23 protein-coding genes are annotated in these 20,207 nt (G+C 72.8%); 8 read left to right on the forward strand and 15 right to left on the reverse strand.

From position 1 onward, the window contains the following. Window positions 1-85: 85 nt before the first annotated feature. Entirely contained in the window at window positions 86-1,483 is a 1,398-nt protein-coding gene (locus ACQEVB_RS22125) for an MFS transporter (RefSeq protein ID WP_432974390.1), read from the forward strand. On the opposite strand, the gene ACQEVB_RS22130 is transcribed toward ACQEVB_RS22125, so the two are convergent. Further along, window positions 1,480-2,412, reverse strand: coding sequence for a DMT family transporter (locus tag ACQEVB_RS22130; RefSeq protein ID WP_432974392.1), 933 nt, complete (start codon window positions 2,410-2,412; stop codon window positions 1,480-1,482). The genes ACQEVB_RS22125 and ACQEVB_RS22130 overlap by 4 nt on opposite strands. A gap of 61 nt (window positions 2,413-2,473) precedes the next feature. Here ACQEVB_RS22130 and ACQEVB_RS22135 point away from each other — a divergent pair, with 61 nt between their 5' ends. Together ACQEVB_RS22135 and ACQEVB_RS22140 are read left to right on the forward strand one after the other, a co-directional pair. After that, a complete protein-coding gene (locus tag ACQEVB_RS22135; RefSeq protein ID WP_432974394.1) occupies window positions 2,474-3,055 on the forward strand; it encodes a TetR/AcrR family transcriptional regulator in 582 nt (193 codons plus the stop codon). 11 nt (window positions 3,056-3,066) lie between these two features. Then, window positions 3,067-4,431: an MFS transporter gene (locus ACQEVB_RS22140; protein WP_432974396.1), complete on the forward strand. Its 1,365-nt coding sequence runs from the start codon at window positions 3,067-3,069 to the stop codon at window positions 4,429-4,431. Here the strand turns inward: ACQEVB_RS22140 and ACQEVB_RS22145 are convergent. After that, window positions 4,415-4,711, reverse strand: coding sequence for an antibiotic biosynthesis monooxygenase family protein (locus tag ACQEVB_RS22145; RefSeq protein WP_432974398.1), 297 nt, complete (start codon window positions 4,709-4,711; stop codon window positions 4,415-4,417). The two genes, ACQEVB_RS22140 and ACQEVB_RS22145, sit on opposite strands and share 17 nt — an antisense overlap. A 32-nt stretch (window positions 4,712-4,743) precedes the next feature. Here ACQEVB_RS22145 and ACQEVB_RS22150 point away from each other — a divergent pair, with 32 nt between their 5' ends. Beyond that, window positions 4,744-5,592, forward strand: coding sequence for an SMP-30/gluconolactonase/LRE family protein (locus tag ACQEVB_RS22150; protein ID WP_432974400.1), 849 nt, complete (start codon window positions 4,744-4,746; stop codon window positions 5,590-5,592). A gap of 75 nt (window positions 5,593-5,667) precedes the next feature. Here ACQEVB_RS22150 and ligD read toward each other — a convergent pair whose 3' ends face one another. Genes ligD through ACQEVB_RS22165 form a run of 3 tightly spaced genes read right to left on the reverse strand, consistent with a single transcriptional unit; the run spans window position 5,668 to window position 7,480 of the window. Further along, window positions 5,668-6,624, reverse strand: coding sequence for a non-homologous end-joining DNA ligase (gene ligD / locus ACQEVB_RS22155; protein WP_432974402.1), 957 nt, complete (start codon window positions 6,622-6,624; stop codon window positions 5,668-5,670). Beyond that, window positions 6,621-7,109, reverse strand: coding sequence for a metallophosphoesterase family protein (locus ACQEVB_RS22160; protein WP_432980492.1), 489 nt, complete (start codon window positions 7,107-7,109; stop codon window positions 6,621-6,623). Before ACQEVB_RS22160 ends, ligD begins: the two co-directional genes overlap by 4 nt. After that, window positions 7,106-7,480 (reverse strand): FKBP-type peptidyl-prolyl cis-trans isomerase, encoded by a 375-nt coding sequence (locus ACQEVB_RS22165; protein ID WP_432974404.1) that lies wholly within the window; start codon window positions 7,478-7,480, stop codon window positions 7,106-7,108. The genes ACQEVB_RS22160 and ACQEVB_RS22165 overlap by 4 nt, the downstream gene beginning before the upstream one ends. A 66-nt stretch (window positions 7,481-7,546) precedes the next feature. On the opposite strand from ACQEVB_RS22165, the gene ACQEVB_RS22170 reads away from it, so the two are divergent. Next, window positions 7,547-8,983, forward strand: a complete 1,437-nt coding sequence (locus ACQEVB_RS22170; protein ID WP_432974406.1) for an MFS transporter — start codon at window positions 7,547-7,549, stop codon at window positions 8,981-8,983. Window positions 8,984-9,011: 28 nt separating this feature from the next. Here ACQEVB_RS22170 and ACQEVB_RS22175 read toward each other — a convergent pair whose 3' ends face one another. Then, window positions 9,012-9,224, reverse strand: a complete 213-nt coding sequence (locus ACQEVB_RS22175) for a helix-turn-helix domain-containing protein (RefSeq protein WP_432974408.1) — start codon at window positions 9,222-9,224, stop codon at window positions 9,012-9,014. Window positions 9,225-9,307: 83 nt separating this feature from the next. Between ACQEVB_RS22175 and ACQEVB_RS22180 the strand changes: the two genes are divergently transcribed. Beyond that, window positions 9,308-9,532: a hypothetical protein gene (locus tag ACQEVB_RS22180; RefSeq protein ID WP_432974410.1), complete on the forward strand. Its 225-nt coding sequence runs from the start codon at window positions 9,308-9,310 to the stop codon at window positions 9,530-9,532. Window positions 9,533-9,592: 60 nt separating this feature from the next. Here the strand turns inward: ACQEVB_RS22180 and ACQEVB_RS22185 are convergent, their stop codons facing one another. The 5 genes from ACQEVB_RS22185 to ACQEVB_RS22205 all read right to left on the reverse strand — a co-directional run bounded on the left by ACQEVB_RS22185 (window position 9,593) and on the right by ACQEVB_RS22205 (window position 15,829). After that, on the reverse strand, window positions 9,593-11,671 hold the full coding sequence (locus tag ACQEVB_RS22185) for a prolyl oligopeptidase family serine peptidase (RefSeq protein WP_432974412.1): 2,079 nt from the start codon (window positions 11,669-11,671) through the stop codon (window positions 9,593-9,595). A 34-nt stretch (window positions 11,672-11,705) separates the two neighbouring features. Next, complete coding sequence (locus tag ACQEVB_RS22190) at window positions 11,706-12,884, reverse strand: LCP family protein (RefSeq protein WP_432974414.1); 1,179 nt, start codon at window positions 12,882-12,884, stop codon at window positions 11,706-11,708. 157 nt (window positions 12,885-13,041) lie between these two features. Continuing rightward, on the reverse strand, window positions 13,042-13,647 hold the full coding sequence (locus tag ACQEVB_RS22195; protein ID WP_432974416.1) for a response regulator: 606 nt from the start codon (window positions 13,645-13,647) through the stop codon (window positions 13,042-13,044). Continuing rightward, entirely contained in the window at window positions 13,644-14,804 is a 1,161-nt protein-coding gene (locus tag ACQEVB_RS22200; protein ID WP_432974418.1) for a sensor histidine kinase, read from the reverse strand. Before ACQEVB_RS22200 ends, ACQEVB_RS22195 begins: the two co-directional genes overlap by 4 nt. Then, entirely contained in the window at window positions 14,801-15,829 is a 1,029-nt protein-coding gene (locus tag ACQEVB_RS22205; RefSeq protein ID WP_432974420.1) for a hypothetical protein, read from the reverse strand. Before ACQEVB_RS22205 ends, ACQEVB_RS22200 begins: the two co-directional genes overlap by 4 nt. A 246-nt stretch (window positions 15,830-16,075) precedes the next feature. Between ACQEVB_RS22205 and ACQEVB_RS22210 the strand changes: the two genes are divergently transcribed. Further along, window positions 16,076-16,669 carry a dihydrofolate reductase family protein gene (locus tag ACQEVB_RS22210; protein WP_432974422.1) on the forward strand — a complete coding sequence of 198 codons (594 nt, stop codon included), beginning with the start codon at window positions 16,076-16,078 and terminating at the stop codon, window positions 16,667-16,669. Between the two features lie 53 nt (window positions 16,670-16,722). Here ACQEVB_RS22210 and ACQEVB_RS22215 read toward each other — a convergent pair whose 3' ends face one another. From ACQEVB_RS22215 to ACQEVB_RS22230, 4 genes are all read right to left on the reverse strand, one after another. Next, the gene (locus ACQEVB_RS22215; RefSeq protein ID WP_432974424.1) at window positions 16,723-17,016 is read right to left on the reverse strand and encodes a DUF1330 domain-containing protein; all 294 of its coding nucleotides are present in this window, start codon (window positions 17,014-17,016) and stop codon (window positions 16,723-16,725) included. 389 nt (window positions 17,017-17,405) lie between these two features. Further along, window positions 17,406-17,852: a type II toxin-antitoxin system VapC family toxin gene (locus tag ACQEVB_RS22220; protein WP_432974426.1), complete on the reverse strand. Its 447-nt coding sequence runs from the start codon at window positions 17,850-17,852 to the stop codon at window positions 17,406-17,408. 7 nt (window positions 17,853-17,859) lie between these two features. Next, window positions 17,860-18,126, reverse strand: a complete 267-nt coding sequence (locus ACQEVB_RS22225) for a type II toxin-antitoxin system Phd/YefM family antitoxin (RefSeq protein ID WP_432974428.1) — start codon at window positions 18,124-18,126, stop codon at window positions 17,860-17,862. Between the two features lie 57 nt (window positions 18,127-18,183). Next, entirely contained in the window at window positions 18,184-18,855 is a 672-nt protein-coding gene (locus tag ACQEVB_RS22230; protein WP_432974430.1) for an MBL fold metallo-hydrolase, read from the reverse strand. 137 nt (window positions 18,856-18,992) lie between these two features. Here ACQEVB_RS22230 and ACQEVB_RS22235 point away from each other — a divergent pair, with 137 nt between their 5' ends. Further along, entirely contained in the window at window positions 18,993-20,207 is a 1,215-nt protein-coding gene (locus tag ACQEVB_RS22235; RefSeq protein WP_432974432.1) for an ABC transporter substrate-binding protein, read from the forward strand.

Consider the following 20,207-nt stretch of genomic DNA (forward strand, 5'->3'; position numbering starts at 1 on the left):
GTCCTGATGGTGGCCTTGCTGACGTTCTGGCAGAACTTCTTCTCCGCCCGCTGTCGATTACCGCCCCGCCCGTGCGTCGGTGGGCATGACCATCACGAAGATCCCTGACCTCGCCGAGCGGACGCGCGGGCGGCGGGTGCTCGCCGTCGCCGCGGTCGCGTCCTTCATGACCGCGCTCGACACGCTCGCCGTCGCGACGGCGCTGACCAGCATCCAGCGCGACCTGGGGGCGCGCCCGGACCAGCTGGAGTGGACGGTCAACACGTTCAACCTGGTGATGGCCGTGTGCCTGCTGCCAGCGGCGGCGCTGGGCGACCGGTTCGGCCGCCGCCGCATCTACGCGGCCGGCCTGGCGCTGTTCACGGCGGCATCGGCGGTGTGCGCGACCGCGGCGGACGCCGGGATGCTGATCATCGGGCGGGCCGGGCAGGGTGCCGGGGCGGCGGTGGTCGTCGCGCTGGGGCTCGCGCTGGTCGGCACGGCGTTCCCGCCGGAGCGGCGCGGCACGGCGATCGGGATGATGGAGGCCGGCGCCGGGGTGGCCATCCTCGCCGGCCCCGTGGTGGGCGGGCTGATCACCCAGCTCGTCGGCTGGGAGGCGATCTTCTGGCTGAACGTGCCGGTCGGGCTGGTGCTGCTGCCGCTGCTGCTCATGGCCGTGCCGGAGAGCACGGGCCGGCCCACCCCGGTCGACGTCGTGGGGCTGACGCTGGTCGCCGGCGCGGTACTGGCCGCGATGTGGGGGCTGAGCACCGGCAACCTCGCCGGGTGGACGAGCCCGCAGGTCGCTGCGGCCCTGGTGGCGGCCGGGCTGCTCGCGATCGCGTTCCTCGCCTGGGAGCGCCGCGCCGCGCACCCCCTGCTGCCGCCGCACCTGCTGCGCAACCGCGGGTTCATCGCGGGCATCGCCGCGGTCGCGGCCCTGTTCGTGCAGGTCTTCGGCGGGCTGTTCTTCTTCGGCCAGCTGTTCCAGGTGGGCCTCGGGTTCGACCCGGCCGCGGCGGGCCTGGCGCTGGTGCCGTGGACCGGGATGATGATCGTCGTCGGGCCGCTCGGCGGCCGGCTCGCCGACCGCGTCGGCCCGCGGCTGCCCATCCTGGGCGGACTGAGCATGATCGTCGTCGGGATGGTGTGGGTCGCGCTCGTCACGGGCAGCGGGACGTCCTACGTCGAGCTGGTCGTTCCGCTCGTGGTGATCAGCATCGGCGGGTCGCTGGCGATCCCTCCGGCGACGACGGCGGTCATCGGTGCGGTGTCCGCGGACGAGGTCGGCATCGCCTCCGGCGTGACGAGCATGGTGCGGGAGCTGGCCGGCACGCTCGGACTGGCCGTCATGGTCGCGGTGTTCACCGGCTCCGGCGGCGGCTACGGCTCGGCAGCGCAGTTCGTGACGGGGTTCGGGCCCGCGATGTGGACGGCGGTGGCGCTGATCGTGGCCGGGACGCTGGCGGCGACGCTCCTGCCGCGCCGTCGGGCGAGCTAGCGAGCGCTCCTCGCAGAGCGGAGGTCGTCCTCGCAGACGTTGGAACTGCTGCGAGGACGCTCCGAGTTCTGCGAGGTGCCCGCGCGCAGGACCAGCCACACGCCCACCGCGCACAGTGCGATACCGGGCACCGCGAGCAGCCCCGGCACGTCGCCGAACATCAGCCACGACCAGAGCATGGTGGTGGGCGGGGTGAGGTAGAGCAGCGTGCTCACGCGGGTGGCGCCGCTGCGGCGCAGCACCAGCAGGTACGAGCCGTAGCCGCCGAACGTCGACAGCACGATCACCCACGCGACGGCGACCCAGAAGCCGGGCTCGGCCGGCGGGGCCAGCCGGCCGCCGACCGCCGCCGCCAGCGGGAACGCGATCGCCGCCGCCGTGACCTGCAGGGCCAGCGTCACGAACGGACCCTCGGGTGCCTGCAGCCGCCGTTGCCAGACCGTCGCGGCGGACAGGGAGAGCACGCCGAGCACCGGCAACCCGAACGCCCACCACGGCGCGGAGCCGGGCCCGAGGTCACCCGCCACCACCAGCGCGACCCCGACGATGCCGATGGCCAGGCCGACGCGCTGGGCCGGCGTCGTGCGCTCGCCGAGAAGCGGTGCGGCGGCGATGGCGACGACCAGCGGCTGCAGCGCGGCGATCAGGGCGGTGGTGCCGGCCGGCACGCCGAGCCCGACGGCGGTGACGATGGAACCGAGGTAGCCGACCTGCGCCAGCATCCCGAGCAGGAGCTGCCGGCGCGGCGCCCCGCGCGGGATCGCGATGCGCCGGATCGCGACGACCGCCCACACCAGTACGACGGCGGCGACGTAGCGCCAGGCCAGGAGGGTGTCGGCAGCGGCGTAGTGCGTGCCGAGCTCGGCACCGATGAACCCGGAGCTCCAGAAGAGCACGAAAGTGGCCCCGAGCAGCGTGTTCCGGTTCATGTCCGCCACGTAACCACACCGGTCGGTATACTCGCAGTGCAGAAGCTTCAGGAGGTGTCCCGTGTCACTCACGCCCGCAGGCGAGCGCCTGCTCGCCGCAGCCGCCGAGCTGTTCTACCGGCGCGGCATCCGGGCCGTCGGCGTCGACCTGATCGCGGAGACGGCCGGCACCACCAAGAAGACGCTCTACGACTGCTTCGGCTCGAAGGACGCGCTGGTCGCGCTCTACCTCGAGCACCGGATGGCCCGCTGGCAGGCGTTCCTGGCCGAGCGGATGGCGTCCGTGCCGCCGGGCCCCGACCGCGCCCCGGCCGTCTTCGACGTCCTGGGGGAGTGGCTCGCCGACGCCGACCGGGGCTGCGGGTTCGTCAACGCCTACGCGGAGCTCGGCGGCACCGGGCACCCCGGCGAGGCCGTCGTGCGGGCGGAGAAGGCGGCGATGCGCCGCTACTTCGTCGAGCTGGTCGTCGAGGAGGGGCTTCCCGCGCAGCTGGGCGCGGAGCTGCACCTCCTCTACGAAGGCGCCTCCGTGATGGCCACGGCGGGCGGGGACCCCGAGGCGGTGGAGCGCGCCCGGGAGGCGGCACGGCGGATCGTCCATCTGGCGGGACGACCGGTTGCGGAGGCACCAGCACCGGCGTAGGTCTGCGAGGCATGCTCGACGATCCCGCGACGGCGCGGGCCGCGGTGGCCGCCCGCCTCGACCGGCTCCCCGTGACCAGGGCCCACCGCCACCTCGTGGCCGTGGTCGGGGTGGCCACCTTCTTCGATCTCTACGACCTGTTCCTCGCCGGCACCGTCGCGACGGTGCTGACGAAGGAGTTCGGCGTGGCGAAGGACAGCCTCGACGCCAAGCTGATCCTGGCGTCGGCGTTCCTCGGCGCGTTCGTCGGTGCCGTCACGCTGGGCCGGCTCGCCGACCGCATCGGCCGGCGCCGCGCGTTCCTGCTCACCCTCGGCCTCTACTCGCTGTTCACGCTGCTCGGCGCGTTCTCCACCGAGGTGTGGATGCTGGTGCTGTGCCGGTTCCTCGCCGGCGTCGGCATCGGCGGTGAGCTGCCGCTCGCCGACGCCTACCTGGCCGACCTGCTGCCAGCCCGATCCCGCGGCCGCGCGCTGGCCTGGGCGTACACGATCGGGTTCTGCGGGGTGCCGGCCGCCGGGTTCCTGGCGAGAGCGCTGGTCCCGAGCGCGCCGCTCGGCATCGACGGGTGGCGCTGGCTGTTCGTCGTCGGCGCGCTCGGCGCGGTGATCGTGTGGCTGCTGCGGATGCGGCTGCCCGAGTCGCCGCGCTGGCTGGCCACTCAGGGCCGCACGGAGGAGGCGCACGCGATCGTCGAGCGGCTGGAGGCCGGCGCGCCGCAGCCGCTGCCCGAGCCCGCGCCGGTGGAGCCGGAGCCGGAGCCCGTCGCGGCCCGCGCGCTGCTGCGTCCGCCGTGGCGGCGCCGCGCCGTGATGCTGTACGTGTTCCAGTCGCTGCAGGCCTTCGGCTACTACGGCTTCGGCACGCTGGTGCCGCTGGTGCTGGCCGCCAAGGGCTTCGACGTCGTGACGTCGCTGGCGTTCAGCGCGTTCACGTTCCTCGGCTACCCGATCGGCTCCGCGCTCTCGATCCCGATCATCGAGCGGGTCGAGCGGAAGTGGCTGATCGTGGGCAGCGCCGTCGGGATGGCGGTCTTCGGGCTGGCGTTCGGGTTCGCAACGTCGGACGTGGCGATCGTGCTGCTCGGCTTCGTCTACACCGCGACCAGCAACGTCTTCTCCAACTCGTTCCACACCTACCAGGGCGAGCTGTTCCCGACGTCGCTGCGCGCGACCGCTGCCGGCTCGGCCTACTCGCTGTCGCGGCTGGCGACGGCGGCGATGCCGTTCGTGCTGGTGCCGGTGCTGTCCGGGGCCGGCCCGGCGGCGATGTTCGCGATCGTCGCCGCTGCGATGGTGGTGCTCGTCGTGGACGTGGCCGTGCTCGGCCCGCCCACGACCGGCCGCTCGCTGGAGGCGATCAGCGCGAGACCGTGATCTCCGCGTGCTCCACGTGCGGGGCGCCGTCGAAGAACGGGCCGACGACCGCGCGCCACTTCCCGAAGTTCTCCGACTCGCGGAAGTTCACCACGTGCGCCTCGACGTCCTCCCACTCGATGAGCAGCACGAACCGCGTCGGCGTCTCGATGCTGCGGGTGAGCCGGGCGTTGTGGAACCCCGGCGTGGCGGCCACGTGCTGCAGGCCCTGCTCGACGGCGGCGGGGAACTCGTCGGCCCGGTCCGCGACGACGCGGAAGTCGGCGATTTCGAGGATCATGAGCGCGAGCCTACGGTGGCAGGATCGGCCCCATGGAGCACATTCCCGCACCGTGGACGTTGCTGGACGGGCTCGTCATGGTCGAGTCCGGGCGCTGGCACGAGGGGCGGCTCTGGTTCGCCCACTGGGGGATCGGTGAGGTCGTCGCCGTCGACCTGGACGGGAAGGCGGAGGTGATGGCCGCCGGTCCGCCGCAGATGGGCTGGGCCATCGACTGGCTGCCCGACGGCCGGCTCGTCACCAGCGGACCCGAGATCACCCGCCACGAGCCGGACGGCACGTCCGTCACGCACTGCGCGCGCGGCGGCAACGAGATCGTCGTCGACCGTGCCGGCCGGATCTACAGCAACGGCGCCGACTTCGACTTCGCCGGTGGCGGCGCGCCGAAGCCCGGCTGGATCAACCTGGTCGAACCCGACGGCAGCCACCGCGAGGTCGCCGGCGACATCCAGTTCCCCAACGGCATGGTGCTCACCGACGCCGGTGCGACCCTCGTCGTCGCCGAGTCGTTCGCCGGGCGCCTGTCCGCCTTCACCGTCCAGGACGACGGATCGCTCACCGACCGGCGCGTCTGGGCGGAGGGGTTGGGGCCGGACGGCATCGCCGTCGACGCCACCGGCGCGATCTGGGTGCAGACCGCCGACACGTTCGCCCACTCCGGCGACCCGGACGCCCCGCAGGGCGCCGTCGTGAGGGTGCTGCCGGGCGGGGAGATCACCCACCGCGTCGAGACGCCGCTGCCGTGCTTCGCCTGCGCGATCGGCGGCCCCGAGGGCCGGCACCTCTTCCTGCTGTGCAACGAGTTCGAGGGCGTGGACCGCCTGCTGGAGGTCCAGGAACGCCGCTCGGCCCGCATCCTGGTGACGGAGCTGCCCCGCTGAGGTCCGACCTCACACACCGCTGGGCCCGTTCACACACGTTCGAACGTGTGTGAACGGGCCCAGGAGTGTGTGACGTCAGCCTTGCTCGGCCGCGCGCTTGCGGCGCTTGCCCTCGTGCATCGCGATCACCCGGGCCACCGGGATGGTGTGGCCCTCCTCGACGAGGTCGGCGGGCAGCTCCTGCCGCGCCGGCATGCGCTCGTGCCACGGGTCGCTGTCGCCTAGCCGTTCCAGCGCGGTGTGGATGGTGAAGTCGGCCGGGGTGACCGACCCGAGCTCGGACCACTCCAGCGGGAACGACACGCGCACACCCGGCCGGATCCGCGGGCTGTACGCGGCGGCGACGGTCGCGCCGTGGGCGCGGGTGGAGTCGAGGAAGACCTTGCCCTCCCGCTCCTCCTTGACGTACGCCGTGGTGCCCGCGACCGGGTCGACGCGCTCGGCGCGCTTCGCCAGCGCCCGAGTGGCGGCCGCGGCGTCGTCGCCGGACGTGCCGGCGGCGAGCGGCACCATGACGTGCAGGCCCTTGGAGCCACTGGTCTTCACCGCGCCCTGCAGCCCGGAGTCGGCCAGCGCCTGCCGCACCGACTCCGCGGCCGCGACGACGTGCCCGAAGTCGTCACCTTCCGGCGGGTCTAGGTCGAGCACCAGGTAGTCGGGGCTCTCGGCGCCGATCCGGTAGAGCGGCGCGTGGTACTCGACGGCCCGCTGGTTGGCGAACCACAGCAGCGTCCGCCGGTCGCCGCAGACGGGGTAGGTGATCTCCCGCTTCGCCGCGAACGACCACACCGGCGTCGTCGCGATCCAGTCCGGCGCGTACTTGGGCAGGTTCTTCTGCATGAACGGCTCCTGCCCCACCCGCACCCGCATCACCGACAGCGGGCGGTCGGCCAGCTCGGGCAGGAACCGGTCGGCGACCGCGTCGAGGTAGTCGACGAGGTCGCGCTTGGTGGCTCCGGCGCCGTCGAAGAGCGGCTGGTCGAGGTTGGACAGCTCGACGCCGCCGCGCTCCTCCCTGGCCGCGGGACTCACGAGGGCTCCTTGTGGTGCAGGTCCACGGCGCCCAGCTTGCCGTCGATGATCTCCGCTGTCATCCACGTGAACGTCGGCTGGCGGCGCCGGTCGGTGGGCGAACCCGGGTTGAGCAGGCGCAGGCCGTTGGGCGCCGTGCTGTCCCAGGGGATGTGGCTGTGCCCGAACACCAGCACGTCGACGTCGGGGTACGCGCGGGCGCAGCGCTGCTCGCGCCCCTGCGCGCCACCGGTCTCGTGCACGACGGCCAGCCGCACCCCGTCCAGCTCGGCGCGGGCCACCTCGGGGAGCCGTTCGCGCAGCTCAGGGCCGTCGTTGTTGCCCCAGCACCCGATCACCCGCGAGGCGACGGCCTCGAGGTCGTCGAGCAGGTCGGTGGTAACCCAGTCGCCGGCGTGCACCACCACGTCGACGGCATCGACGACCGCCCACAGCTCCGTCGGCAGCGGCCGGGCGTGGGTGTCGGAGATGATCAGGAGCTTCAGCTGACGCCCACCAGGTCGACCACGAAGATCAGCGTCTCGCCCGGCTTGATCACGGCGCCGGCGCCGCGGTCGCCGTAGCCGAGGTGCGGCGGGATCACCAGCCGGCGCCGCCCGCCGACCTTCATGCCCTGCACGCCCTGGTCCCAGCCGGCGATGACGCGGCCGGTGCCGAGCGGGAAGCGCAGGGTCTGGCCGCGGTTCCAGGACGCGTCGAACTCCTCGCCCGAGGAGTGCGCCACGCCCACGTAGTGCACCTCGACGGTGCGGCCGGCCGTGGCCTCGGCGCCGTCGCCGACCGAGATGTCCTCGGTGACGAGATCGGTCGGTGCGGGTCCGTCGTGCGGGTCGACGTCCGGTCGGGTGAGGGCCACGTCCGTAACCTCCAGGTTGGGGGCCCCAAGCGTGCCAGAGCCCGTCGCGGCGGGTAGACACGACTCGTGCCCGAACCCGATCCCCGCCGGTGGAAGGCCTTGTCCGTCACGTTGACGGCGGGGTTCATGAGCCTGCTCGACGTGAGCATCGTGTCGGTGGCGCTGCCGTCGATGCAGCAGGGGCTGGGCACGAGCCCGGCGGAGATCCAGTGGGTGGTGTCCGGCTACGCGCTGACGTTCGGCCTGGCCCTGGTGCCCGCCGGCCGGCTGGGCGACGCGATCGGCCGGCGCACCATGTTCCTCGGGGCGCTCAGCCTGTTCGTGCTCTGCAGCGCGGCCGCCGGCGCCGCGCCGAACCCGACGCTGCTGGTGATCGCCCGGCTCGCGCAGGGTCTGGCGGCCGGCGCGCTCGCGCCGCAGAACTCGGGGCTCATCCAGCAGCTGTTCAGCGGGGCGGAGCGCGGCCGGGCGTTCGGGTTCTTCGGCGCCACCGTCGGCATCTCCACGGCCGTCGGGCCGTTGACGGGCGGGCTGATCCTCGCGCTGGCCGGCGGCCCGGACGGCTGGCGGTGGATCTTCTTCGTGAACGTGCCGATCGGGGTGCTCGCGCTGGTGCTGGCCGCCCGCCTGCTGCCGCGGGGCGGCTCGGGGCGGCACGAGCACATGGACCTGGTCGGCGTCGCGCTGCTCGGCGGCGCCGTCCTGGCAGCGCTGCTGCCGCTGGTGCTGGCCGAGGCCGGCGGTCTGGGTCAGCTGTGGTGGCTCTTCCCGGTCGCCGCCGTGCTCGCCGCGGTGTTCGTCGTCTGGGAACGCCGGGTGATCGCCCGCGGCCGCCCGCCGCTGCTCAACATCGCGCTGCTCACCGGCACCCCCGGCTACGCGACGGGGCTCGCGCTCGGCAGCGTCTACTTCGTCGGGTTCTCCGGGATCTGGCTGGTGTTCGCCCTGTACTTCCAGAACGGGCTGGGCTACACGCCGCTGCAGTCGGGGCTGGCCGTCACGCCGTTCGCGCTCGGCAGCGCGGTCTCGTCGGTGATCGGCGGCCGGCTCGTCGAGCGCTGGGGGCGGCGGCTGACCGTCGTCGGCCTGAGCATGGTCGTCGCGGGGCTCGCGACCACCGCGCTCGTCCTGTGGCTGGCCCCGGCCGCCGTCGCGGGCATCGCCATCACGCTGCCCATGCTGGCCGCCGGGATCGGCGGTGGCTGGGTGATCTCCCCGAACACCACGATGACCCTGCGCTGCGTCCCCGTCGCGATGGCCGGCTCCGCCGGCGGGGCCCTGCAGACCGGCCAGCGCATCGGCGCCGCGTTCGGCGGCGCCGGGCTGGCCGGCCTGTTCTACGTGGTGCTGGGCGCCACTGGCGGGTCGTACCCGGACGCCGTCGGCGTCACCCTCGCGGTCGCCGCAGGCCTCGGCACGGCCGCGCTGGCGATCGGCGTGTACGACTGGCGCAGCGACCGCCGCGCCGTCGACGCGGCAGTGGCCGTCCCTGCTGTGGACTAGGCGACCCGCCGGCGCGGTTCAAGGCTGCTCACGACTCGCTCCTCGCGCGCGACTCGCGGAGTTGACGTCGAAGGTCGTCGAGGTTCCAGCGATACTGACCGCCGGGCGTGACCAGCGCTGGGGTCACCATGCCCTCCTTCGCCCACCTCGCCAGCGATCGAGTCGACAGCCCGAGCGCGCGGGCCGCTTCGCCCGTGCTCAGGAGTCGATCATTCGCCACGCCCGCACGATACGTCGGCACGTATGGCCTGGTCAGCGCCGATGGCCGAGACGGCTGCTATGGCTGAAATGGCTTGGTTGGCTTGATTGGCCTACTGTGGGAGAGTGACCGCTGAGCGTGACCCGCTGGTGGACCTGATCTCCGGGCAGAAGGGCATGGCTGACCGTTTGATGAGGGAGCACGCCGATGACGGCACCGGGCGCTGCAAGGTGTGCAGTGGCGGCGCCATGACCGGTCGCTACGCCTTCCCGTGCACGCTGTGGAAGGCCGCCGAGACCGCCGCCCGGTGGGTCTCGGCCGATGACGCGACGAACGGCACACCACGGTAGTTCGATCATGCCGAAACAGCCGTGGTGTGCCGTTCGCGCGTCGCGCCGCGCCGGGCAGCCCTACCTCGAGACGCCCAGCGCGTCCTCGAGGAACCGCACCTGCAGGAGCAGCAGGTTCTCCGCCACCACCTCCTGCGGCGTCATGTGCGTGACCCCGGAGAGCGGCAGCACGCTGTGCGGACGCCCGGCCGCGAGCAGCGCCGACGACAGCCGCAGCGTGTGCGCGGCCACGACGTTGTCGTCGGCGAGGCCGTGCACGAGCAGCAGCGGCCGGGTCAGCTTCGCGGCGTCGGCGATCAGCGACGAGCGCTCGTAGGCGTCCGGGTCGCCGGCCGGTGTGCCGAGGTAGCGCTCGGTGTAGTGGGTGTCGTAGAGCGCCCAGTCGGTGACCGGGGCGCCGGCGACCGCCGCGTGGAACACGTCCGGGCGACGCAGCACGGCCAGCGCCGCCAGGTAACCGCCGAACGACCAGCCGCGGATGCCGACCCGGTCCAGGTCCAGGTCGGGATTGTCCTTCGCCAGCGCCTGCAGGGCGTCGACCTGGTCGTCGAGGACGGGCCCGGCGAGGTCGCCGCGCACCGCCCGCTCGAACCGCGGTCCCTTGCCCGGCGTCCCGCGCCCGTCGACGACGACCACGGCGAAGCCCTGGTCGGCGAACCACTGGCTGGTCAGGTGCGCCTTGCGGGAGGCGGTGACGCGCTGCGCGTGCGGCCCGCCGTAGGGGTCCATGAGCACCGGCAGGCGGGTGCCCGGCCGGTGCCACGACGGCAGCAGCAGCGCGGTCGGCAGCCCGCGCTCGGTGACGGCGGCGAACCGCGGCGCCGGCCGCAGGCCCGGTGGGTCGGCCAGCGACGGCACCGTCCAGGTCGCGTCGCCGCGATGCACGGTGACGATGGTGTCGTCCTCGTCGAGGGTCTGCGCGGCCACCAGGAGGGTGCCGCCGACGAGGCGGCCGTTGTGCACCCCGACGCCGGGCGTGCGCTCCACCAGCCCGTCCGGCCCCCACGTCCACAGCCCGATCGACGCGGGGTCGGTGCCGGCGCGCAGCAGCACGACATCGCCGTCGACGTCGCAGACGCCGCGCACCTGCAACCCCTCGGGCGTCACCGGTTCGCCGTCGACGGTGAGCCGGCGGGTGTCCCCGCTCTCGTCGACGTCGAGCAGGGCGCCGGACGGGAGCCGGGCGGGCACCCCGGGCACGACGTCGACCCAGTCCGGGTCCGTGCGCTCGGCGACCAGGGTGGTCCCGCCGGTCTCCGGGTCGACGGCGAGCGTGCGCAGCGCGCGCTGGTCGCGGGGCTGCACCACGATCACGAGGCCCTGGTTGTCCCAGGTGACGTCGACGAGGTACTCGTCGCGGACCGTGTCCCACACCACGTCGGTGCGCCGCCCGTTGAGGGCGATGACCTCCGCGGTGACGTGCGCGTTCGGCGTGCCGGCCGCCGGGTAGGCGATCACGGTGGGGGTGCGGTCGGGGTTGGCCGGGTCGGCGATGTGCCAGCGCTGCACCGGGCTCTCGTCGACCCGCGCCACCAGCAGCGCCTCGCCGTCGGGTGACCACCAGAACCCGCGCATCCGCCCGATCTCCTCGGCGGCGGCGAAGTCGGCCAGCCCGTACGTCACGCCGGGCGCCTCTGGCTCGGCGACCGTGACGGTGGTCCGCGCACCCAGGTCGTGGACGTGCAGCGCACCCCCGGCGGCGTACGCGACGTAGCGGCCCGTCGGGTCGGGCCGGGGGTCGATCACGCCGCCCGGCGTCTCGATCAGTCGCGGCGACAGCGACGCCGCGAACTCGGCCACGTACAGCTGCCCGCCCAGGGCGAACGCCGCCATCGTCACCGGGCGGTCGGTCGCGTACCCGACCACGCCGCCGGCCCGCTCGCGGCTGCGCTCACGCCGCGCGCGCTCCTCCGGCGGCAGGTCGGCGTCGCCGGCCCGGTCCAGCGCGGCCGGGTCGGCGACCAGCCGCTCCTCACCCGTGTCCAGGTCCAGCGTCCACAGGCAGGTCACCGGGTCGGTGCCGCCCTTGCTGCGCAGGAACACGACCCGCCGCCCGTCCGGCGAGACGGTGAACGTGCGGGGCGCGCCGAGGGTGAAGCCCCGGGTACGGGCCTGGCGACGGGGAAAGCTGTCGGTCACGCGGCCAGTCTGCCTGCCCGCCGGACAGTGCCCGTCAGGACACGCAGGGCACGTTGTCGGCCGTGATCACCCGCGATGAGGGAGCGGACGGGTCGGCCGGTGCCGGTGCGGACGTCGGGGTCGGTGCGGGCGTCGACGTGGCGGACGTGCTGGGCTGCGTTCCGGCGACCGGGGTGCGCGCCTCGTCGGACATCAGGGCCATGGCGAACTCGCGCACGGCCAACCTGTCGATCTGCACGGCGACACCGTCGACGGGCGTCTCCAGGTCCGGCCGGCCGGTGGGGATGGTGTGCAGGGTGAGCCGGTCGAGCTGCAGCGACCGCAGCTGGGCGACGAACTGCGGCACGTCCCAGCCGCGGTCGAGCACGACGTAGCGGGTGACGATGCCGACGAGCTGGTTGAGCCGGTCGGGATCGGTGAGCGCGCCCGTGGTGCGCAGCTGCCGGGTGAGCCCGGCGATGAACGCCTGCTGGCGGCCGATGCGATCGAGGTCGCCGCCTTCCAGCCCGTGCCGCTGCCGGACGAACGCGAGCGCCGTCGGGCCCGAGACGGTCTGCGGGCCGGCCGGCAGGTCCAGGCCGGAGTAGCTGTCGCGGGCGGGTTCCTTGAGGCAGACCGGCACGCCGCCGAGGGCGTCGGTGAGCTCGAGGAACCCGGCCAGGTTGATCTCGGCGAAGTGGTCGATGGTCAGCCCGGTGAGGTTCTGCACGGTCTGGACCAGCACCGACCGGCCCACCTCGCGGGCGCGCCGGTCCAGCTCGGGGCCGGTGATGCCCTGGGCGCCGAGCTCCTGCTGCGCCTCCCGCACACCGCGCCCGTACGCTGAGTTGATCTTGTGGGTGCCGCGGTCCCCGGCGATCGGCACGAACGAGTCGCGGGGGATCGACAGCGCCACCGGCGGCTGGCCCGGGTCGGCCGGCACGTGCAGGAGCATGATCGTGTCGGTGTGCAGCTGGCCCTCGTCCGGGCCGGCGTGCATCGCGTCGAGCAGCGGCTGGGGGAGCGGGTTGCCGGCCGCGTCGGTGCGCGCGTCCAGCCCGACGAGCAGCGCGGTGAACGCCTCGCCCGGCGCGATCGGGGCCGCCGGAGTGACCGCCTCGCTGGTGACGAGGGCCGCCTGCACGCGGTGCTGCAGCGTCCAGGCCAGCCCGGTGGCCACCAGAGTGCCCGCCGACACGAGCGCGACGGCGGTGCGCACCACCGTGCGCAGCACGCGTCGCCAACCCTGCAACCCCACAGCGAACCCCTGGTCACCCGAAAGCCTGAGACGGTCAGTACCCCGAGCGACCGGCTGACCAACCACAGTAGATGGATTCAGTGGCTTCCGACCAGCGCATGTGTCGAAGATCCGGTGATCACCGAACTGACGATCACAGCCAACCGGCCCGCTCCGCGATGCGGATGGCGTCGATCCGGTTGCGGGCGCCGGTCTTGGTGATCGCGTTGGACAGGTAGTTGCGCACGGTGGCGGGCGCCAGGGACAGGAGCGTGCCGATGGTCTCGGTGGTGTGCCCGTCGGCTGCTGAGCGGAGGACGTCGGTCTCGCGGTCGGTGAGCGGGCTGGCCCCGGTCTCCACGGCTGCGGCCAGCAGGTCGGGGTCGATCACCCGTTCGCCGGCGGCGACCCGGCGCACACCGGCGGCGAGCGTGGCGGCGGGCGCGTCCTTGGCCAGGAAGCCGCGGACGTGCGCGTGCAGGGCGCGCAGCAGGTTCCCCGGCTGGCTGTGGCCGGTGAGGATCAGCACGGCGCAGTCCGGCAACCGGTCGTGCAGCAGGCCCGCGGCGCTCAAACCGTCGATCCCGGGCAGGTCGATGTCGAGCAGCGCGACGTCCGGCGTGGTGTCCAGCGCGGCCGCGAGGATGGTGTCGCCGCGGTCGAGCTCGGCGACGACGGCCATGTCGTCCTCCAGCGACAGCAGTGCGACGAGGGCGCCGCGGATCATGTGCATGTCCTCGGCGACCAGCACGCGGATCACGGGGTACCTCCACCAGGTGCCGAATGCGGGATGTCGACCGCCAGCTGGAACCAGCCGTCCTCCTGGCTGACGGCCAGGTTGCCGCCGCGGGCCGCGATGCGTGCCCGCAACCCGTCCAGGCCGGAGCCGGGAGAGCCGGCCGGGCCGGCACCGTCGTTGCGGATGACCAGGCCGACGCCGTCCGCGCGGCGCCGGCCTGTGATGGTGACGTGTTCGGCTGCGCTGTGTCGGACGATGTTCGTGACGCCTTCCCGGATGACCCAGCCCAACTCGTCCACCTCGTCGGCCGGGCCGAGGTCGACGTCGATGGTCACGTCGATGCCGGCGGCGCCGAGCAGCGTGGATGCACCGTCGAGCTCGGTCGCGAGCCGGATCGCCTCGGGGGCGGAGGCCACCGCGCGCACGTCGCGCAGCGCGGTGCGGGCCGTCTCGGTGAGGCTCTCGATCTCGGCCCTGGCCCTGGCCCGGTCACGATCGAGCAGTGCCGCGGCGAGATCGCCCTTGAGCGACACGGCTGTGAGGCTCTGGCCGAGCAGGTCGTGGAGGTCGCGCGCGATGCGCAGCCGTTCCGCGGTGACCGACATCTCGGCGAGCTCGACCCGGGAGGTGTGCAGCTCGTCGAGGAGGCGGACGAGTCGGGTCGAGCCGACCATGGACGCCACGACCACCGTGGCGAGGAGCACGTTGTAGGCGAACCCCTCGATCTTCGTCGGAAGGCTCGACCGGGCGAAGTCGCTCTCGATGAAGTCGGCGTAGACGTACATGACGAGGACCGCGACGCAGACCGTCACCCCGGCGGGCACCGGCAGCAGCAACAGTACGGTCGCCATGAGGAAGAACAGACCGAGCGTGCCCGTCCAACCCAGGAGGACCACGAGCAGCAAGGCGGCGACGGCGACCGCGCAGACGGTCGCGGCGACGTGCCTCGGCCTGCGGTCCTCGGCGAGGGCGAGGTCGGTCCGCATCTGGAGCACGGCGAGCACCACGGCGAGGGCCATGGTCGTGGCCGCCGTGGACGCCGACACCGCGCCCGTGACGTAGCTCTGCAGCACATTGATCGGCAGGATCGCGAAGACCGGGAGATGCACCAGCACCAGGGCCAGGCGGGCTCGGCCGTGCGTCCAGAGGGGGAGCCCGGCGACGCTGTCGGTCCTCATGCCGCCACACCCTGCAGACGCGGGCTCAGTTCGAACCGTGTCGCACCCTCGCGCGTCCGTACCGTGAGGACGCAGGATCGGACCCCCTCGTCGCCGAGCACCTCGCCCAGCGCGCGGTACAGATCGCGGCGGCCGGCCGGGTCCATCGTCTCGGGTAGCTCGCCGTCCGTCACGACCAGCTGCGGCCGGACGCCGGCGGCGCGCAGCAGCGACAGGACGGTGTCGAGTTCCGCGCGGACGGACGCGTGCCGGTAGCCGGCGGCGATCCGGCGGGCGTCGGCGAGGGTCGCGCGCGAGCGACCGACCAGCTCGGCAAGCCCGCGCCGGGTGGCGTCGGGGTCGCGTTCGGTCAGTGGGGCGAGTTCGGTGCCGACCGTGATGATCTCCCGCAGGGTGGAGCCCAGTGCCTGGTTGAGCTCGTCGTCGATGCGCAGTCGCTCCTGGTTGACGGCCTGGACGGCGAGCGCCCGTCGCGCCGCCTCCAGCCTGCGGACGGCGCCGACCAGCCAGACGAACACGAACACGGCCGCGGTGCGGAAGCTGACGACCAGGACGAAGTAGACGCCCGCCAGCACCGCGCCCGACGCCACCCCGATGACCAGCGGGGTCGCCACGAACAGCGCGGTCAGCGGGACCGAGACGGACGGCCGCAGCACCACCAGCGCCGAGATGGCCAGCGACGACAGTGCCGCCGTCCAGGGCAGTCCGAGCACCGCGAAGGGGGCGAGGATCAGCACGGCCATCACCGCCAGCGTCCACCGATCGCTGCGCAGCCGGATGCCGCGCAGGCCGTGTGCGACGTGCCGCAGGTGCAGCGGAACGAAGCCCAGCGTCGCCACCAGGGCGACGATCCCGCCGGTCGGGTCGGGCGCGGCGTACCCGCCGTAGACGCCGAACATGAGCCGGAAGACCTCGTTGAGCGGGAGCGCGACGCTGGCGACGACCGCGCCCGTCCCCGCCCAGACGGCGAGCGAGGTCGAGCGGTTGCGGATCCAGCTGCGCGCCCGATCCAGCTGCCGCCGCATCACGCGCCTGCTTGCTCGCCGCGTCGGCCCGGCAGACCGGGGGCCGGGCCACGCCGGGGCGAGCAGGAGCGCCACCTCTCGATCATCGGACCGGGGCCACCTCTCCCGGCAGAACCAAATGTCACAGGATCACGATGGCACGTCACATCCGGGATCGGTGATCGGTGCATCTGCACGGCGCGGACGCGTCTGGCCAGGGTGTACGAGACCGGTGACGGACCGGTCGCATCGCACACCGGAGGACGCATGACCGCCACGTTCACCTTCGACGTCTTCTCCAGCCTCGACGGCTACGGCTCGCCCAGCCTCGACGGCGACTGGGGCGGCTACTGGGGCAAGCAAGGACCCGAACTGCTCGACCACCGCCTCGCCTCGTTCGAGACCGAACAGCGCATGGTGTTCGGGGGCTCCACGTTCCGTGAGTTCCTGGAGATGATCCCCGCCAGCAAGGACATGTCCGACGTGCTCGACCCGTGGGTCACCCAGATGCGGAAGACCCCGGCCACGGTGGTGTCGTCCACCTTGGAGGGCCCGCTCGACTGGCCGGACGCCACCGTCGCGAGCGGCGACGCCGTCGAGGTCGTGCGGAAGCTCAAGGAGGAGTCCGACGTCCCGCTGCGCTCGCACGGCAGCCTGACCCTGAACCGCGCCCTGCTGGCCGCCGGGCTGGTCGACCGCATCCAGCTGACGATCTTCCCGGTGATCAACGCGCGGACCGGGACCGAACCGATCTTCCGCGGCAGCGAGGACTTCGACCTCGAACTGCTCGAACAGCGCACGCTCGACGGCCACACCCAGGTGCTGGTCTACCGCCCGACCCTGCACCCCGGCACTCGCTGACAGCGGGCAGCGCGCGCTGGTGAGCAGGCGGGAGCTCACCAGACGCGCACCCGTCAGCCGAGCCCTTCGACGATGCGGAAGTCGCGCTCGAAACCGTCGGGGAGTTCGGCCAACGCCTCCTGGTAGGCCGCGCTCTCGCGTGCGGCGACGGCCTGTTCGAAGCTGTCGAACTCGATCAGGACGACGCGCTCGGCGATCCCGGCTTCGTATCCGGCGACCCGACTGCCGCGGGCGAGCACCCGCCCGCCGGCCGCCCGGACGGCTGAACGGGCCCGTTCGCCGTAGGCGTCAAGACTCGCGGGGTCGGTGATGGCGGGGTAGACGCTGACCCAGTAGCCCTTGGCCACGGCTCCTCCTGTGTTCGGGATCGATGATCAGAAACTAGTGTCACGTCGAAGGCAGTGACACCGGGGGAGCGGGGCCGAGGGCGGGCGCGGGGGAGGCCTGGTCGCCGGTTCGCTGCGGTGATCAAGGGCGAACGGTCGCCGACCAAGATCGACCGACGACGTTCTGCCCTTGATCACCGACAAGCGCCACCGGGCGAGGCCGAGGCGCCGAGCCCGGCCAGGGGGGCCGTTGGCCGGGCACGTCCGGTCGCCCGGGACGTACGGTCGCGGCGCTGCCGGCAGCCCGGCACCCGTTGGTCACCGCCCCGCGCCGCTCCGGCAGGTTCCGAGGTCGGGCCGACCGTGCCGGGGAACAGTGAGTCGCGTCAGCGGTGCAGACCGCGGCTGCGTCAGCGGCGTTCGTCGAGCGTGCGTGGACGGGTGACCTGAACGATGGTGAGCATGTCTCGGAGTCCCTCGAAGTCGGCAGGATTCGTCGTGAACAGCGGTAGTCCTTCGGCGATGGCCGTTGCCGCGATCATCAGGTCGGCGACCCGACGCCGCGGTTTCGGGCCGGCGCCGATCACACCTGCCGTGACGCGGCCGTACGCCCTGGCAGCTTCGACTCCGAACGGAATGGGATCGAATTCGTGCTCGGCGCGTTGGAGCACATCGAGCCGTCGCGCGAGTTCGGTCGGCGCGTCGTACTCGTCCTGCTCGTCCCTCGATCGCACCTGATGTGGTCCGGCCGAGAGTTCGGCGAGGGTGACCGCGCTGATCGCCATCTCGTCCGGCAACTCGGCGGGTTCGATCCACCGGCGCAGGATCAGGATGTTGGTGTCGAGGAGCCCCTGCACACGGTTCCTAGCGCTCGTACGGATCGAGGGTGTCGTGGTCTGCGGCGGCGTCCTGGTCGGCGCGGAACGCCGCATCGTCGACGACCGCGGCATTGCGCGACATGGCTGCGAACTCGTTGCGCGTGACGAATCGCCGGCGCCGCCGAAGCGGAATCAACTCGCCGAGCCGGTGACCGTCGCGGGTCACGATGAACGATTGGCCCCCTTCGACAGCGTCCATGATCTCCTTCGACCGCTGCCGGAGGTCGCGTTGGGTGATCTCGGGTTGTGTCACGACCGTCGATGACACGTCGGGTGTGCTACCCCGTGCTACCACGTAGCACCTCTGGGCTCACCAGCCCCGCGCCCGCCACTCCGGCAGGTTCCCGCGGTCGACGCCGAGCGTGGTGTCGTCGCCGTGGCCGGGGTAGACCCAGGTCTCGTCGGGCAGCTCGCCGAAGATCCGCTGTTCCACGTCGTCGATGAGGGAGGTGAAGTTCTCCGGCGTCGAGGTCTTGCCGACGCCGCCGGGGAACAGGGAGTCGCCGGTGAAGACGTGCGGGCGCTCGTCGCCGCGGTAGACCAGCGCGATCGAGCCCGGCGTGTGCCCGCGCAGGTGGACGACGTCGAGCTCGATCTCGCCGAAGCGGACGGTGTCGCCGTGCTCCACCAGTTCGTCGACCGGCACGGGGAGTTCGGGGGCGTCGAGGGGGTGCGCGATGGTGCGCGTCTCGAACATGCCGGTGACGGCGCCGAGTGCCTGCCAGTGGTCCCAGTGCTGGTGGGTGGTGACGACGTGGCGCAGGTCGGGCCGGTCGTCCGCGGCGCCGACGAGGTCGGCGAGGCGGTCGGGCTCGTTCGCGGCGTCGATCAGCAGCGCCTCGTTGGTCGCGCGGCACACGAGCAGGTAGGCGTTGTTGTCCATCGGGCCGACCGAGACCTTGGTGATGGAGAGCGCGTCGAGGTCGCGGCGGGCGGCCGGGCCACCGGGGTCGGTGTGCCCGGTGTAGGGGATGACGTCCACCGGGCCACCCTATGCCCGGTGCGCGGGGAGCGGAGGTCGCGATCCGATGTCCGCTTCACCCGAATCGTTGACAACCGGATGGACGGTCGACAACGATCCGTCGACCATCTCCTCTCCCCGACGCCGAGGAGCCCGCCGTGTCCGATCTGTCCCGCCGCCGCCTGCTCGGACTCCTCGGAGCGGCCGCCACCGTCCCCGCCCTCGCCGCGTGCGGCAGCAGCCTCGGCGGCGGCTCGGCTCCGGCCGCCGGTGGGGCCGCACGCAGCATCAAGGTCGGGTTGGTGGTGCCGAAGTCCGGCGTCTACGCCGCGCTGGGCACCGACATGCAGGCCGGCTGGGACCTGTGGCTCGCCCAGCACGGCGGGAAGTTCGGCGACGTCACCGTCCAGACGGTCGTCGCGGACGAGGGCGAGACCCCGCAGACCGGGCAGCCCGCGGTGCAGAAGGTCCTGCAGTCCGACGGCGTCGACGTCGTCGTCGGACTCGTGAACTCCTCGACCGCACTCGGTGTGGCGAACCTGTTCGCGGAGTCGAAGAAGCTGCTGCTCGTCACGAACGCGGGCGCAGCCGACGTCACCGGGAAGGCGCGCAATCCTTACATCTGGCGCACGTCGTTCGTGAACGCGCAGATCTCGGCGGCGATGGGCCAGCACCTGGCCGCGACCGGGTTCAAGGACGGCGTGTTCGCCATCGCCCCCGACTACGCCGCCGGCTCCGAGGTCATCTCCGGGTTCACCAAGGCGTTCGAGGCCGGCGGCGGCAAGGTGGTCGGCTCGGCGAAGCCGGCGTTCGGCAAGACGTCGGACTACCAGCCGTTCCTCACCCAGATCCAGCAGTCCGGGGCCAAGGCCACGTTCTGCTTCTTCTCCGGCGCCGAGGCGATCACGTTCGTCAAGCAGTACGCGCAGTTCGGGCTGGCGCCGGCGATCCCGCTGTACGGCAGCGGCTTCCTCACCGAGGGCAGCGTGCTCAAGCAGCAGGCCGCGGCCGCGGTCGGCGTGCAGACGACGCTGCACTACTCCGACCAGCTCGACAACGCCAGCAACAAGGCCTTCGTCGAGGCGTACAAGAAGGCCAACAACGGAGCCTCGCCGAGCTGCTTCTCGGTGCAGACCTACGACGCTGCGAACGTGCTCGACCGCGCCCTGCGCACGGCGACCGGCGTCGACGGCGACGCGCTGTCGAAGGCGCTCGGCGGCATCGGCACAGTCGACGACAGCCCGCGCGGCCCGTGGACGTTCGACGGGCAGAGCCCGCGCCAGAACATCTACCTGCGCACCGTGCAGGACAAGGGCGGCACCCTGGTCAACGCGATCACGCAGGACCTCGGCCCGCAGAGCCAGCCGACCTGA

It is taken from the genome of Pseudonocardia sp. CA-107938 (assembly GCF_050936315.1).
Lineage (GTDB): Bacteria > Actinomycetota > Actinomycetes > Mycobacteriales > Pseudonocardiaceae > Pseudonocardia.

Bases quoted from the DNA above. Each gene is read 5' to 3' on its own strand.
- ACQEVB_RS22145 (WP_432974398.1), bottom strand. From the start codon at position 4,711: ATGATCCTCGAAATCGCCGACTTCCGCGTCGTCGCGGACCGGGCCGAC.
- ACQEVB_RS22140 (WP_432974396.1), top strand. From the start codon at position 3,067: ATGCTCGACGATCCCGCGACGGCGCGGGCCGCGGTGGCCGCCCGCCTC.
- ACQEVB_RS22125 (WP_432974390.1), top strand. From the start codon at position 86: ATGACCATCACGAAGATCCCTGACCTCGCCGAGCGGACGCGCGGGCGG.
- ACQEVB_RS22150 (WP_432974400.1), top strand. From the start codon at position 4,744: ATGGAGCACATTCCCGCACCGTGGACGTTGCTGGACGGGCTCGTCATG.
- ACQEVB_RS22130 (WP_432974392.1), bottom strand. From the start codon at position 2,412: ATGAACCGGAACACGCTGCTCGGGGCCACTTTCGTGCTCTTCTGGAGC.
- ACQEVB_RS22205 (WP_432974420.1), bottom strand. From the start codon at position 15,829: ATGCGGCGGCAGCTGGATCGGGCGCGCAGCTGGATCCGCAACCGCTCG.
- ACQEVB_RS22210 (WP_432974422.1), top strand. From the start codon at position 16,076: ATGACCGCCACGTTCACCTTCGACGTCTTCTCCAGCCTCGACGGCTAC.
- ACQEVB_RS22200 (WP_432974418.1), bottom strand. From the start codon at position 14,804: ATGAGGACCGACAGCGTCGCCGGGCTCCCCCTCTGGACGCACGGCCGA.